Source organism: Kaistella haifensis DSM 19056, assembly GCF_000735695.2.
Classification (GTDB): domain Bacteria; phylum Bacteroidota; class Bacteroidia; order Flavobacteriales; family Weeksellaceae; genus Kaistella; species Kaistella haifensis.
This window is the reverse complement of record NZ_JASZ02000008.1, coordinates 1-14364: the sequence shown is the minus strand read 5'-3', so window position 1 is coordinate 14364 and position 14364 is coordinate 1. Positions and strand designations below refer to the sequence as shown.

Here is a 14364-nt window from a genome sequence, read left to right as displayed (position 1 = left end):
CCGGAACTTTTTTGATTTATGATTTTGGAGCCCACTTCTCGAAAAACGCTTTCACTTTTTCTTTGCTATACCCTTTCCCCTCTTCCAGAACTGCGCTGTCCTGGGTATGAATCATCTTTCCATTTTGGTCCAAAACGACAAAAACCGGGTATCCGAATTTCGCTCCCGGATTATCATATTTCGCAAAAACTTTCTCGTTTTTGTTCTCCGGCGAATAATTCAAATGGTAATAAAGGTAATTTGCATCCACAATTTCTTTCAGTTCCGGAGTTGTTTGCACGAAATTATTGAACCTTAAACACCAAATACACCAGTTTCCTCCGGCTTGTAAAATGATATTTTTATTTTCAGTTTTTGCTTTTTTTACCAATTCAGCAATTTTAGCTTCAGCATTTTCTGTTGCGTCATACGGCTTCGGAAGTTTTGCTTTCTCTTCGGCTGCTCTTTTTTTATTGGCCGCTAGTATCGCTGCGCTATCTTCTTTTGCTGCACCTTCAGCTATCGCTACCGATTTTTCGGTTTTAATTTCTGTGGTTTGTGCAAAGGTTGCACCTCCAAAACAAAGTGCCGAAAACATCATCAATTTTATTCTATTATTTCTCATTGACTTTTCAATTAAATTAATGCCACAAAATAACAAAAATTACGCCAACAATAAACTTTATAATTGCTAAATTTGCAAACCATTTATGAATTTTTTATTTAAAATAATTATCCTTTTTTCAAAATTACCATTAAAGGTTTTGTATGGGCTGTCCGATTTTATTTTCGTGATACTTTACTTTGTGGTAGGTTATCGGAAAGATGTGGTTTTGCAAAATCTGAAAAATTCTTTTCCTGCAAAAAGCGACTCGGAACTGAAAATTATTAGAAAGAAGTTTTATCATAATTTCTGCGATTATCTTGTAGAAACTTTGAAATCTTTCACCATTCCTTCCCATGAATTGCGGGTTCGCGTGCAACACCTAAATCAAGATGTATTTCATGAGGCCAAAAAAGAAAACAAAAATATCATTCTTCTAGCAGGGCATATTTTCAATTGGGAATGGTTTAACGCATTGGCAACAATTATTCCTCAGGAAAAAAGCTTTCCGGTTTACCGAAAAGTTCAGAGCAGTTTTTGGGAACAAAAAGTGAAAGCAATTCGTAACAGGTTTGGTAATCACGCTTTAGAAGCCAAAGAAGTCATTCGTCATATTTTCAAAAATACCAATGATGGAAATTCGGTGTACATGTTTGTTGCAGATCAAACTCCGCATTCCTCTGAAGTTACATACGGACTGGAATTCCTGCACCAGAAAACACCAGCATTCGTAGGCTACGACAAGCTTTCCACTAGAATGGATTTGGTATTTGTATATTGCGAAATGAAAAAGGTAAAACGCGGGTATTACCAAATAAATTATCACCGGATTTACCCCGATGGTGAAAAATTTCAGGAATATGAGGTGGTAAGAAAATTCCATAAAATGCTTGAAACTACGATTAATAAAAGACCCGATAATTATCTTTGGTCGCACAGAAGGTGGAAATATCAGGATTCAATAAAAGTAATGGAAACCCGAATTTAATTCTCATTGATTTGAAAGTAGTCATAGCAATTCTCAATTGGAACGGAAAAAATTGGTTAGAAAAGTTTCTTCCCAATGTGATTTCACATTCCCAAAACACCGATATTTACGTCATCGACAACGCATCTACCGACGATTCCGTAAATTTTTTACGATCTCATTTTCCCGAAGTTAAAATTGTACAAAACCCTTCCAATACAGGATTTGCAGGCGGTTATAATGAAGGATTAAAAAAAATCGATGCAGATATTTATTGCCTTCTGAATTCCGATGTTGAAGTAACTGAAAATTGGTTAAATCCCGTTCTTGAATTATTCGAAAAAAATCAAAACATTGCGGCCATTCAACCAAAAATATTGGCTTATCATCGAAAGAATTTCTTTGAATTTGCAGGTGCTGGTGGAGGATTGATCGATAACCTTGGTTACCCTTATTGCCGCGGAAGAATTTTTGACGAAATTGAAGAAGACAAAGGTCAGTACGATGATGAAACCGAGATTTTTTGGGCTTCAGGTTGCTGTATGTTTATTCGTTCGGAAGATTTTTGGGCAGAAAACGGTTTTGATGAAAGATTTTTCGCTCATCAGGAAGAAATCGACTTATGTTGGCGTTTAAAGAACTCAGGAAAAAAGATTTTTTATACAGGAAAATCCACTGTCTATCACGTCGGAGGAGGAACTTTAAACAAAGAAAATCCACAGAAAACTTATCTCAACATCCGAAATAATCTTTCAATGCTGTTGAAAAACTTGCCATTTCCCAAACTGATTTGGTTGATATTTTTCAGATTATGTTTGGACGGAATTGCCGGTTTGTATTTTGGTTACAAAAACGGCCCGGCTCATCTTTGGGCGGTGATTAGAGCACATTACGGTTTTTATTGTCAACTTCCCGGGACCATAAAGCGAAGAAAAAAATTTCAGATCGATCATTATTACCAATCAAAATGGTTGATTTTCAAACATTTTATTTAAATATTTAAAACCAAAAAGATGCTTGATTTTTGTGCCATTGATTTTGAAACCGCAACTCACGAGCGAAATTCCGCTTGTGAAATGGGGATTTGTGTGGTCGAAAATGGAGAAATTGTGAAAACCCAGACCTGGCTCATTAAACCACCAAGTTTTCCTTACTTTAATAGAAGAAACATTGAAGTTCACGGTATTCACCCCGAAGATGTGCAAGATGCTCCTACATTCGAGGATGTTTGGCATGAAGCCGAAGAATTGATGTACGGAAATCTGATGATTGCACACAATGCATCCTTTGATGCAGGTGTACTGAGAAGTTGTCTGGATTATCACGGATTTTTCAAACCGAAGATGGAGTATTTGTGTTCCATTCAAATTGCTAAAAAATCCTGGAAAAACTTACCTAGATATGGTTTGAAAAGTCTTGCAGAGCAGCATCAGTTAACCTTTAACCACCACCGCGCGGGAGATGATGCGGAAGTTTGTGCGAAAATTTCGCTTTTGGCATTTAATAATTTAATGATTACAAGAAACGATGAAGTGAAAGAGGTTTTAAAAAAGAATTTGAAAATTCTTTAAATTTAATCATTAGTTACTCAATACTTCCGCCATTAAATCAAATTTCGGAATATTGATTTCCAGATTTTCTTTCGTTAAAGGATTCATACAAAAATACTGTCCGGTCATATTTCCTACACCGGAGCGCAACACGACATTGGAGAAGTAGCTAAACTCCTCTCCAGGCAAAATTTCGGGTGTCAACCCAATTACTCCCTCTCCTGCAACTTCGGTAAAACCGAAACCTAAATCATAAATCAGCCATCTTCTTTTCAACAAAACAATAGGATTTTCGCTTAGATTTTCGATTTTAATATTGTAGCGGAAAACAAATCGGTTTTCGGACGGAAAACTATTTCTTGGATCGTACTCTGGTTTCACGGAAACCTTAATATCGAAAGTAGTCGTAGAAAACATAGGGTTGGAATTTTATTAAAATTAATAATACAAAAATCCCGCCTTTTTAGACGGGATATTATTGATCTTGAAAACTTTAAGATTAATTAAAGTTCCAAAGCTTTTCTCTCGTTGCCGTTCATGAGGAATTCTACCGGATTATCAATTGCTTCTTTTACTGCAACCAAGAAACCTACGGATTCTTTTCCGTCGATAATTCTGTGATCATAAGAAAGTGCAACATACATCATTGGGCGAATTACTACTTGTCCGTCAATTGCCATCGGTCTTTGCAGGATATTGTGCATTCCTAAAATTGCGGATTGTGGAGGGTTAATAATTGGAGTTGACATCATGGAACCGAAAGTTCCTCCGTTGGTTACGGTAAAAGTTCCTCCGGTCATTTCGTCTACCGTAATTTTTCCGCTTCTTACTTTTTCCGCAAGATCTTTAATATTTGCTTCTACTCCTCTGAAAGTCATGTTCTCAGCGTTTCTAAGAACAGGAACCATCAAACCTTTCGGTCCGGAAACAGCAACAGAAATATCACAGAAATCGTAGTTGATTTTGTAATCCCCATCAATTGAAGCGTTCACGTCTGGGTACATTTGCAATGCGCGGGTAACTGCTTTGGTAAAGAATGACATGAAACCTAGTCCAACGCCGTGTTTCGCAGCGAATTCCTCTTTATATTGTTTTCTAATTCTGAAGATTTCAGACATATCCACCTCGTTGAAAGTGGTTAGCATAGCGGTTTCGTTTTTCACAGATACCAATCTTGCAGCAATTTTTCTTCTTAGGACAGAAAGTTTAGTGGTATTAGAACCTCTGGATCCGCCAGTAGAAGAAGGAGTTCCCATTGCAGCAACTTGCGCAGTTTGGGCATCTTCTTTGGTTATTCTTCCATCTTTTCCAGTACCTGAAACTTGTGCAGCTGGTATTCCTTTTTCGTCAAGTATTTTTTTAGCAGCAGGTGAAGGAGTTCCTGTAGCGTAAGAAGTAGCAGCAGGTTGTTCTTCTTTTTTAGCTTCCTGAATGATTGCCGGTTTTTCAACAACTTTTTGTTCCGCTTGAGGAGCTTCAGCATTTTCCGCTTTCGGAGCAGCCTCACCAGCTGGTTTTGCAGCATCCATATCGATAAGACATACCACCTGACCAACTTGTACCACTTCGCCTTCTTCAGCTTTTAAAGTGATGATGCCACTTTGTTCAGCAGGTAATTCTAGTGTTGCTTTATCGGAATCTACTTCAGCAATCGGTTGATCTTTTTCTACATAATCGCCGTCTTTTACCAACCAAGATGCGATTTCAACTTCGGTGATGGATTCTCCCGGAGACGGGACTTTCATTTCTAATATTGACATCGTGAATATTTTTTTTTATTATTTAAAATTGAAATTATGCGGTAACCGGTCTTTTTGCAGGCGCATCTTCTCGGTCGAAAACTCTGTTTATTACGCTATTTTGATTTTTCTCAAACATTTTGTGACTTCCCGGAGCTGGTGATCCGCTCGCTACTGGCGCAATTACATCAATATCAGACTTTCTGAAATTACGTAAAATATAACTCCATGCGCCCATATTTTCCGGTTCTTCCTGTACCCAAAGCAATTGTTTTCTGTTGCTGTATTTGTTAAAAATTTCCTCTATCTTATCTTGCTGAAGTGGATACAATTGCTCAAATCTTACCAAAGCGATGTTTTCGCAACCTAATTCTTCTTTTTTGGCTAAAAGTTCGTAGTAAATTTTACCAGAACAGAGCACCAACTTTTCAATTTTTTCAGGGTTTGCAGCGACATCATCCAAAATTGGTTGGAAGCTTCCATTTGCAAAATCTTCAAGAGGTGAAATTACTTGCGGATGTCTTAGCAATGATTTTGGAGACATTACAATAAGAGGTTTTCTGAAATTCCATTTCATTTGTCTTCTCAGAAGATGGAAAAAGTTCGCAGGAGTAGTCGCATTGGCTACTGTCATATTTTCATTAGCGCAAAGCTCCAAGAATCTTTCGAGTCTTGCGGAAGAGTGTTCTGCACCTTGTCCTTCGAAACCGTGAGGAAGAAGCATTACCAATCCGTTTTGGATTTTCCATTTTTCTTCTGCAGCCGCTAAATATTGATCTACAATAACTTGCGCACCATTCACAAAATCACCAAACTGAGCTTCCCAAATCGTCAATGTATTCGGTGAAGCCATTGCATAACCATAATCGAACCCTAAAACTCCGTATTCGGAAAGATGAGAATTGTAAACATCAAAACGACTATCAGAAATATGTCTTAACGGAATGTATTCTTCCTCCGTATCTTCCGTTTTTATAACGGCATGGCGGTGAGAGAAAGTTCCTCTTTCCACATCTTCCCCGGAAATCCTCACATTATTGCCTTCTACCAATAAGGTTGCATAAGCCAACCATTCACCCAAAGCCCAATCCAAAGAATTGCCTTCGATCATTTTCAAACGGTTTTCGAAAAGTCGGGTAATCTTATTTATAAACTTTTTATCAGCCGGCAAAGTGCTCATTTCCACTGCCAGTTTTTTCAGTTTATCAAGATCAAATCCTGTATCTACCGTCTTTTGCATAGCTCCTCTTGGACAAAGTGGATATTGCTTCCAATCTTCCGCCATGAAGATGTCCATGGTATTTTTTTCAATTTCTTTGGAAGCATCGAAATCAGCATCTAGAAGAGTTTTGAATTCGGTTTCCATTTTCTTCAACACCTCATCGGAAACTATTCCTTCTTTGATAAGTTGTTCTTTGTAAATTTCTCTCGGGTTTTTATGTTTAGAGATGAGTTTATACAAATTCGGTTGAGTGAATCTGGGTTCATCACCTTCGTTGTGACCATATTTTCTGTAACCCAAAAGATCGATGTATACATCTTTACCAAATTCCGCACGGAAATCAGCAGCAAATCTTATTGCATGAACTACCGCTTCCACATCATCTGCATTCACATGCATCACAGGAGATTCGGTTACTTTTGCGATGTCAGTACAATAAGTTGAAGATCGTGCATCCAAATAATTGGTGGTAAACGAAACTTGGTTATTAACCACGATATGAACAGTTCCACCGGTTTTATAGCCTTCCAGAGTCATCATTTGTGCAATTTCATACACAATTCCCTGTCCGGCAATTGCTCCATCACCATGAATAACGATTGGCAAGACTTTTTTGTAATCTTTATACTTATTATCCACTTTCGCGCGACAAATTCCTTCCACCAAAGCACCAACCGTTTCCAGGTGAGACGGGTTTGGTGTTAAATTGATAGATACTTCTTCGCCGGAAGCAGTTTTTATTTTTTTAGATGAACCCAAGTGATACTTCACATCACCGGAGAATACATCTTCTTCAAATTCTTTCCCTTCAAATTCAGAGAAAATCTGTTTGTACGATTTCCCGAAAATATTGGTTAAAACATTCAATCGGCCTCTGTGAGCCATTCCAAGCACAACCTCATCAACACCCAATTGAGATGAACGGGTAATCAACTGGTCCAAAGCAGGAATCAAAGACTCACCGCCTTCAAGGGAAAATCTTTTTTGCCCAACAAATTTGGTATGAAGATAATTTTCAAAAGCAACTGCCTGATTAAGCTTTCCTAAGATTTCAGTTTTCTCGGCAGCATTCAGCTTTGGATGATTTTCGTTAACTTGAATCCATTCTCTGATGAATGTTTTCTCATTAACATTATTAATGTGCATGTACTCTACCCCGATAGACTCGCAATAAATTTTTTCTAAGTGATTGATAATTTCTTGCAATGTTGCCGCTGCAGGCATTCCGGTTTCGGTAGCAGAATTGAATTTTTTATTCAAATCTTCTTTAGAAAGCCCGAAATTTTCAATTGCCAAGGTAGGTTCGTGATGTCTTCTTTCCCTTACCGGATTGGTTTTGGTAAAGAGGTGACCTCTTTGTCTGTAAGCTTCAATAAGGTTAAGCACCTTGAACTCCTTTTGAATATCATCCGGAATTTGTCCGTTAGCTGCAGCATTATTTGCCAATTGCACTGCACACGGAGCAGAAGCTGCAAAGTTGTTATCTCCCGGAATTTCATCGCCATAGTTCTCCAGCGCAAAATCAAATCCCTGGAAAAATGCTTTCCAGGAAGGCTCTAAACTGTCGGGATATTTTAAATATTGTTGGTATAAGTCTTCTATTAACTGCGAATGCGCAGCATTCAGAAATGAAAATTTGTCCATTATTTACAGATTAACTGTTGGTTTTTATTTAAAAGACAAATTTAGCAAAAAAAAGTGAAGTACTAAAGCCGAAAACTCTTTAAAAATTAGTTAAATATTTATCGGAAAACCGGCAACGATAATTTCAGTAAAGTATTTGCCTCGGAAGTTGGCTCTTCTAAGAAAGTTTGCTGTAAATCTCCCGTTCTCATTGTATCGCGTTTTGCTTTCAAAAGCAGCTGTTGAATGGCCTTAACGCGTCCGGAATAGTTGCCTCGATAGTAAATCACATAATTTCGGGAAGCATTGACAGTTCTGAAACTGAAATTATTATCGGAAACTGCGATTCTTTTCGAAAGCGGAATTCCGTAGTAATAAGAAACTTCCTTATCCTTGAAATTGTCTGCATCGGTGATGAGGACTGGTTCTCCGTATTCGTCATTTCTTTTTCCCAAATCCATTTTGATGTAATTCAGGGTTTTGTTGTGATTCATGACGATGTTTTTGAAGAGCGCGTCTTTGGTGTTTTTAGAATTTACATTTACGCCCAGAAGGAGCTGACCTTCCTGTTCTTCTACCATCAAACTATCAAACTTCAAATTCTCCAATAACTGCTCTTTCTGCACTTTATTTCCAAGAACCTCCATGAGATTTTTCATGCTTAAATCAATCTTCTCGGCAACCAAATCTTCGGTTATTAAGTTTAAAGATCGCTTCAGGAAAGGTTGTTTCGGAGTATGAATAAACCATGTAATGGATGTTTTATCGTTTAGGGAACGAAACTTCACATCAATTAAGTATGGAGTATTTTTTTTGCCTTCAAAAAGCTGGTAACGAAGCGTTCGGTTCGGATTTTCGTAACGGATGAAGAGATCTCCGAATTGATCCGGATCTTTTTTGTCGTGATAACTCATTGAACTTCCCTGCCCTTCATACGGAGTGAAATAATCGAAGGTAAAATCCGGATCTTCGGAGAAAAAGGCATTCCAACGGGTGAAATTCTGCAAATTATTAAACTGCGGAAAAACCCGATCTACAGGATATGAAATTTCTTTTTGAATGGTAAAACTTTTTGCATCCTCCACAAAAGTCATCGCAATCGCATAAACCGCCACCGCAAAAAGTATCAATAAACTCCCTAATTTTAACCAACGCATGGGGCAAAAATACAAAAAACCACTGCAAAAAAAACACGACAATAAAAATATTGCCGTGCACTATGTTTTTGAATGAAATTCTATGGAATAATCGTACCGGGATGAATGACTGCATTTTTCTTCACCACCACAACTCCGTCTTTAATAGAATAATTTTCGAAATCGCCATCTTGAAGATGTTTTCCACCGATAATTCTTACATTATCACCGATGTAGCAGTTTTTATCGAGAATTGCTCGCTCGATGTAGCAATATTTCCCAACGCCAAGGTTAGGCGTTCCGCTTTGATCATTCGCCACGATATCTTTGGTGTCTTGGTAGTAATCCGCCCCCATCATGTAGGTATTCATCAACGTACTTCCTTTATCGATGCGGCTTCGGTTTCCTACAATAGAATTTTCTATTTTATCGGCCATCACGATACATCCGTCCCCGAAAATCGCTTTGCTCACATAAGAACCAAGGATTTTAGAAGGAGGCAACATTCTCGCTCTTGTGTAGATTGGAGCATTGCTAAAAAGATTAAAATGAGGAAAGTCTCTGGTCAAGTCAATATTGGCATCAAAGAAAGAATCAATGGTACCGATATCCGTCCAATAGCCGTCGTACTGAAAGCTGAGTGTTTTATAAGTTCCCAGGGCATTGGGAATTAATTCTCCTCCGAAATCATCGCCTGGCATGTTTTCAAACATTTTTTTAAGAACGTTCTTACTAAAAACATAAATTCCCATAGAAGCGAGGTATTCTTTCCCTTCAGATTTACTTTTTTCTGACACTTCCGATTTCCAATCTTCGAGGATATCATGAGATGGTTTCTCTACGAATGAGGTAATATTTCCCTGATCATCTGACTTCAAAATCCCGAATCCAGGCGCATCTTTGCAGTTAACCGGAATGGTTGCAATGGTGATATCCCCTTCATTTTTGCAATGGAAATCAATCATTTCGCGGAAATCCATTTGATAAAGCTGATCACCAGAAAGAATTAAAATATAATCATATTCATATTTTTCCAAATGCTTCATCGACTGTCGGACCGCATCTGCAGTACCTTGGTACCATTGGTCATTTTCCACATTTTGTTCGGCGGCGAGGATATCCACAAAGCCCTTGCTGAAAATATCAAAATGATAAGAATTTTTGATATGTGAATTAAGCGAAGCAGAATTGAATTGGGTTAGTACCAAAATCCTGTTATATCCCGAATTCAGGCAGTTGGAAATCGGAATATCCACCAACCTGTATTTTCCGGCGATAGGCACCGCGGGTTTCGAACGAGTATAAGTTAATGGAAACAGCCGGGTTCCCCTGCCACCACCTAGAACTATAGAGATCACACTGGGTTTCATTTTGGGTATTTTTTAATATTTTTAATGAGTTGGGTTTCATAACAATATTAGCATTTTTTATGCATCCCACAAAATATTATTTGATGATGATTGTTAGTTTAAAGAAATTTTAACAAACCCAGCAAAATCTTTAAATAGAAAAAGCAACCTTTCTCAAAAGCTGCTTGAAATTGACGAAACAATATATGACACGCTCTCTCACTTAACATCGAAGAAATGCTTATCAATATGCAGAGTCTTGAACTGTGTTTTTAGCAAAGCTCAGTATTTATTTTGGTTTATATCTCATTTTTAGTTATCCCATTATAAGTCCAATAGAAGTCCAATAGATTATCGGAGAAATAATAAATTTTTAATCCATCTATATTAAACTATCATCGTAACTGAGACAAAACCGGCAAGTAATAATATAGTTTTCGAGATGAATGATATCGATCAATGAAACTAGTGTTGCTGAATTTTTTCGGATTGCGTGCGAGATTCTGCTCCTGTTCGATATAAATATAAAACGAAAAAAGCTTTAAAACAAACGTTTTAAAGCTTTTATACTACTTTGATATTGCGGTTGCGATCCGGACGGGACTTAATTTATTTTCGTAAATGCCCTATCCATCATCTTTATGCTGCTTTGGCTTTTGACAGGTCACTAAATAGGTCACTGAAAATATACCAATAAGAGCGTCGTTTTCAATGGTTCAAATATATTGTTTTTTTGGTTATTTCCAAACAAACATTTTTATTTTTTGAACAAGTGATTGTATTACCTTCAAATCGTGGATCATAAAGTTTTTACTTCCTATCCCGTCTTAATAGCAAATAAAATTTATTAATATAAAAAAAATGCTATTTTTTATATTTTAATAGAAAATATTTGTAAATTTGAATAATATTTTACTTTTTAATGGAAAAAAATATGCAGTTGAGACTACAAGAACTTATTTTTTCTTCAAGTAATCCGGAAGTTAGCAGAGAAATTTCCAAAATGGAAAATAAGGGCATTATCAGAAAAATTGCCCCACGTATTTACACATCTAATCTTGAGGAGTCTGCTGCAAAAATTATTCAGAGAAATATTTTTCAAATTTTGGGAAACTTGTATCCCGGAGCAGTATTAAGCCATCGATCTGCTTTGGAATTTAAACCGACTGAAGATTCACAAATATTTCTAACTTATTCTTATTCAAAAAAAATTGAATTACCTGGTATTACTTTAAATTTTTTCAAGGGAGAACAGCCTGTTGAGGGAGATTCCAAATTTGTTGGTGAGCTCTATGTCGCAAGCCAGGGACGAGCATTTCTTGAGAATCTTCAATCTGCCAGAAAGACAGGAAGACTTCCCAAAAATCTCCCAGTTGAGGAATTAGAAAATAAACTGGAAAAGATTTTTTTAATCAAAGGCGAAAATGGCTTAAATGACTTTAGAGATAATGCAAGAGAAATATCAGTAAAAACAGGGATGCAAAGTGAGTATGCAAAGCTTAATAAAATTATTGGGGCATTATTAAAAACACGCCCTTCCAATCTTCTATCCTCTCCTATCGCAAAAGCAAGAGCCCTTGGTGAGCCTTATGATGAAGGAAGGTTGAAACTTTTTGAAAAGCTATTTATTCATCTTAAACAAGATATTTTTGAGAATATTGAAGATAAAAACCTTTCTCCTGAATCATTCAGAAATTTTGCTTTTTTTGAGGCTTACTTTTCAAATTACATTGAAGGAACGGTCTTTGAAATTGAGGAAGCAAAACAAATTGTTGACAGTCAAATACCCATCAAAAACCGTAGCGAAGATTCGCACGATATTATCGGAACCTATAAATTAGTGAGCAGCAAAAAAGAAATGTCGCTGATTCCGGCTAATGTTGATGAACTATTCGATATCCTCTCTTATCGCCACAAAGTTTTATTAGATGCCCGGCAATCTAAAAAACCAGGAGAATTTAAGGATAAAAATAATCGGGCTGGTGAAACACATTTTGTGGACTTCACAATGGTTAGAGGAACTCTCAAAAAAGGCTTTGAGTTTTATCAGGCTCTTACAGATGCCTTCTCCCGTGCTGCATTTATAATGTTCTTAATTAGCGAGGTTCACCCTTTTTTAGATGGGAATGGCAGAATTGCCAGAGTAATGATGAATGCCGAATTCGTCCATGCAGGTCAAAGTAGGATAATGATTCCTACTGTTTACCGAGAGGATTATTTGGGAGCTTTACGAAAACTTACAAGAAGCAGCGATCCATCTGTTTATATCAAAATGCTTCAAAGAGCCCAGAAATTTTCAAGTCAATTGGATGCTTCCGATTTTTTGAATTTAGAAACACAACTTGAGAAGACGAATGCTTTTAAGGAGTCTGATGAAGCGGTTTTGAAATTTTAGAAAAATCAAATTATAAGGCAAAATTCATATTAAAATTATAAATAAAAGGTGTACAGAGGATTCAATATTAATTATCTAAGAGAAAGTTTTGGAATTGGATATGAAACGAGAGGTCTTATAGATCAAGGTTATTTCAACTCCTCTTTTTTCAGATTCTTTTAAAAGTTTAAAAATCTTCTCTGAAATTTGTATATAAGGACTGATGATAACCAATTCTTTTCCAGCGGTCTCAATAAGTTTTGGGACCCACTCTAATAGTTTCTTTTTATTTAGAAATTCTGCCATCGATATGTGTTTATTGTATGGCTTGTTTTATTAAACTCATCACATACTTCAAATTTTGTGTATCATCTACAACAACTTCATAATCACCATTTCCCCAATGTCCAACGGATGAAACATCACGCGAAATTTTTTTCGGGTCATCCAATTGACCGCGCTTAAGATTAATCCAAAATTTTAAACTGTTTTTAAGAATACAAACATCGGCAAACATTTTTCCTTTCGAAATAAAGCCAATTTCTTGTTTTTTAGGCTTTATATCAAGGTCATTTCCTAAATTGAGAATTGCTGTTTTGAAAATTTCATAAAGTTCAATAGTATAATCGGGTTTACCTTGCAGATGATCATCTTCCGTATAAACTTTAGTTTGCTGAATGACCTTACTGATTTCTGAATTATCATTTTTCTGAACCTGTTTGATACTTGGAGCAGATTTTGATTTTTTCACAGGATTAATGACTAAAACATCATTTTCAAACTGCTTTATTTCCCATAATTCTATTGCCAAATCTTTGAAATTCGAGGATTGCTTCTGAAAATCATTAAAAGATGGAGAAACGAAAATAATTTTGCTTTGAGACCAATCAACATCAGAACGTTTTAAATTTTTCTTTTGTGTTTCATTGTATTCCACAATAAACTCCGCTTTGTATTCCAGCATTAGATTGAGGTATGAAACACCTTGGTCAACCACACTATAATTCTGATTCCTCTTATATTTGATGATCACGAATGAATTACTATCCTCATCAAAAGCCAAAGTATAAATCCTGTTACTTTTTATTGTGAATTCAGATTTCACAAAATGAAATCCTGTAATTGAAAAGATGTTCTTCTCAAATATTGCTTGGATTTCCTTTATATTACAAAATGACAACAGCAGAAAATTTGGCTCTAAATGCTCCAACGCAATATATAGTCTCTCCTTAAACCACCTATAATTTACTGATTATTAGTATTTTGGGTTTAAAATAGCTTGTTTTTTATTGCAAGAATTTGTATCTTAGAGCTTTAAAACCTTGCAAATATGTTGGGGAAAAATCCAGAAAAGAAGCCAGAATTATTCCGCCCAATGTTGGTGGATTTTATTGACCACGAGCATGAACTTGTTCTACTTTCAGAAAAAATAGATTGGAATTATTTTGAGAAAGAATTTTCGCCCTTGTATTCCAAAGTGGGCAATCCGAGCCATCCGATTCGGTTTATGGTGGGTTGTTTGCTACTGAAACATTTGTATAATTTGGGCGATGAGACGTTGGAAAAAGCCTGGATCATGAATCCTTATATGCAGTATTTTTGTGGCAGGGTTTTCTTTGAACACGAATTTCCTTGTGACCCGAGTAATTTTGTTCATTTCCGAAAAAGAATTGGCGAAAAAGGTATCGAAAAAATCTTTGCCTACAGCGTAAGAATGCACGATGCCAAGACGAACACCTCAAATTTTGTTTTGTCCGATACTACCGTTCAGGAGAATAATACCTCTTTTCCTACCGATGCAAAATTGTGCAAAAAAGTGAT

At 36.5% G+C, this 14364-nt stretch carries 12 protein-coding genes; 5 read left to right on the top strand and 7 right to left on the bottom strand.

Annotation, left to right across the window (positions count from 1 at the left end; all coding sequences use genetic code 11):
- Nucleotides 1-16: 16 nt before the first annotated feature.
- On the bottom strand, nt 17-604 hold the full coding sequence (locus tag AP75_RS05240; protein WP_242589765.1) for a thioredoxin family protein: 588 nt from the start codon (nt 602-604) through the stop codon (nt 17-19).
- An 85-nt stretch (nt 605-689) separates the two neighbouring features.
- On the opposite strand from AP75_RS05240, the gene AP75_RS05235 reads away from it, so the two are divergent.
- Genes AP75_RS05235 through AP75_RS05225 form a run of 3 tightly spaced genes read left to right on the top strand, consistent with a single transcriptional unit; the run spans nt 690 to nt 3121 of the window.
- Nucleotides 690-1571, top strand: a complete 882-nt coding sequence (locus AP75_RS05235) for a lysophospholipid acyltransferase family protein (RefSeq protein ID WP_031504066.1) — start codon at nt 690-692, stop codon at nt 1569-1571.
- Nucleotides 1572-1582: 11 nt separating this feature from the next.
- Complete coding sequence (locus AP75_RS05230; protein ID WP_031504064.1) at nt 1583-2545, top strand: glycosyltransferase family 2 protein; 963 nt, start codon at nt 1583-1585, stop codon at nt 2543-2545.
- Between the two features lie 18 nt (nt 2546-2563).
- Nucleotides 2564-3121: a 3'-5' exonuclease gene (locus AP75_RS05225; protein WP_088263761.1), complete on the top strand. Its 558-nt coding sequence runs from the start codon at nt 2564-2566 to the stop codon at nt 3119-3121.
- 9 nt (nt 3122-3130) lie between these two features.
- Here AP75_RS05225 and apaG read toward each other — a convergent pair whose 3' ends face one another.
- The 5 genes from apaG to AP75_RS05200 all read right to left on the bottom strand — a co-directional run bounded on the left by apaG (nt 3131) and on the right by AP75_RS05200 (nt 10190).
- Nucleotides 3131-3517, bottom strand: a complete 387-nt coding sequence (gene apaG, locus AP75_RS05220; protein ID WP_031504062.1) for a Co2+/Mg2+ efflux protein ApaG — start codon at nt 3515-3517, stop codon at nt 3131-3133.
- Between the two features lie 86 nt (nt 3518-3603).
- Nucleotides 3604-4860 carry a 2-oxoglutarate dehydrogenase complex dihydrolipoyllysine-residue succinyltransferase gene (gene odhB / locus AP75_RS05215; protein ID WP_088263760.1) on the bottom strand — a complete coding sequence of 419 codons (1257 nt, stop codon included), beginning with the start codon at nt 4858-4860 and terminating at the stop codon, nt 3604-3606.
- 34 nt (nt 4861-4894) lie between these two features.
- A complete protein-coding gene (locus AP75_RS05210; protein WP_088263759.1) occupies nt 4895-7705 on the bottom strand; it encodes a 2-oxoglutarate dehydrogenase E1 component in 2811 nt (936 codons plus the stop codon).
- Between the two features lie 98 nt (nt 7706-7803).
- Entirely contained in the window at nt 7804-8841 is a 1038-nt protein-coding gene (locus AP75_RS05205) for an SRPBCC family protein (protein WP_031502215.1), read from the bottom strand.
- 80 nt (nt 8842-8921) lie between these two features.
- Complete coding sequence (locus AP75_RS05200) at nt 8922-10190, bottom strand: glucose-1-phosphate adenylyltransferase (RefSeq protein ID WP_031502217.1); 1269 nt, start codon at nt 10188-10190, stop codon at nt 8922-8924.
- A gap of 901 nt (nt 10191-11091) precedes the next feature.
- On the opposite strand from AP75_RS05200, the gene AP75_RS05195 reads away from it, so the two are divergent.
- Nucleotides 11092-12564, top strand: coding sequence for a Fic family protein (locus AP75_RS05195; RefSeq protein ID WP_088263758.1), 1473 nt, complete (start codon nt 11092-11094; stop codon nt 12562-12564).
- A gap of 295 nt (nt 12565-12859) precedes the next feature.
- Here AP75_RS05195 and AP75_RS05185 read toward each other — a convergent pair whose 3' ends face one another.
- Nucleotides 12860-13648 carry a DUF5655 domain-containing protein gene (locus tag AP75_RS05185; RefSeq protein ID WP_185116474.1) on the bottom strand — a complete coding sequence of 263 codons (789 nt, stop codon included), beginning with the start codon at nt 13646-13648 and terminating at the stop codon, nt 12860-12862.
- 225 nt (nt 13649-13873) lie between these two features.
- Between AP75_RS05185 and AP75_RS05180 the strand changes: the two genes are divergently transcribed.
- Nucleotides 13874-14364, top strand: a 491-nt coding sequence (locus AP75_RS05180; RefSeq protein WP_221404529.1) for a transposase, incomplete at its 3' end; no start/stop codon positions are given.

What these genes read in the sequence shown, in the direction of transcription:
- AP75_RS05240 (WP_242589765.1), bottom strand. Translation starts at nt 604, where the DNA reads ATGAGAAATAATAGAATAAAATTGATGATGTTTTCGGCACTTTGTTTT.
- AP75_RS05235 (WP_031504066.1), top strand. Translation starts at nt 690, where the DNA reads ATGAATTTTTTATTTAAAATAATTATCCTTTTTTCAAAATTACCATTA.
- apaG (WP_031504062.1), bottom strand. Translation starts at nt 3,517, where the DNA reads ATGTTTTCTACGACTACTTTCGATATTAAGGTTTCCGTGAAACCAGAG.
- AP75_RS05200 (WP_031502217.1), bottom strand. Translation starts at nt 10,190, where the DNA reads ATGAAACCCAGTGTGATCTCTATAGTTCTAGGTGGTGGCAGGGGAACC.
- odhB (WP_088263760.1), bottom strand. Translation starts at nt 4,860, where the DNA reads ATGTCAATATTAGAAATGAAAGTCCCGTCTCCGGGAGAATCCATCACC.
- AP75_RS05205 (WP_031502215.1), bottom strand. Translation starts at nt 8,841, where the DNA reads ATGCGTTGGTTAAAATTAGGGAGTTTATTGATACTTTTTGCGGTGGCG.
- AP75_RS05195 (WP_088263758.1), top strand. Translation starts at nt 11,092, where the DNA reads ATGGAAAAAAATATGCAGTTGAGACTACAAGAACTTATTTTTTCTTCA.
- AP75_RS05210 (WP_088263759.1), bottom strand. Translation starts at nt 7,705, where the DNA reads ATGGACAAATTTTCATTTCTGAATGCTGCGCATTCGCAGTTAATAGAA.
- AP75_RS05225 (WP_088263761.1), top strand. Translation starts at nt 2,564, where the DNA reads ATGCTTGATTTTTGTGCCATTGATTTTGAAACCGCAACTCACGAGCGA.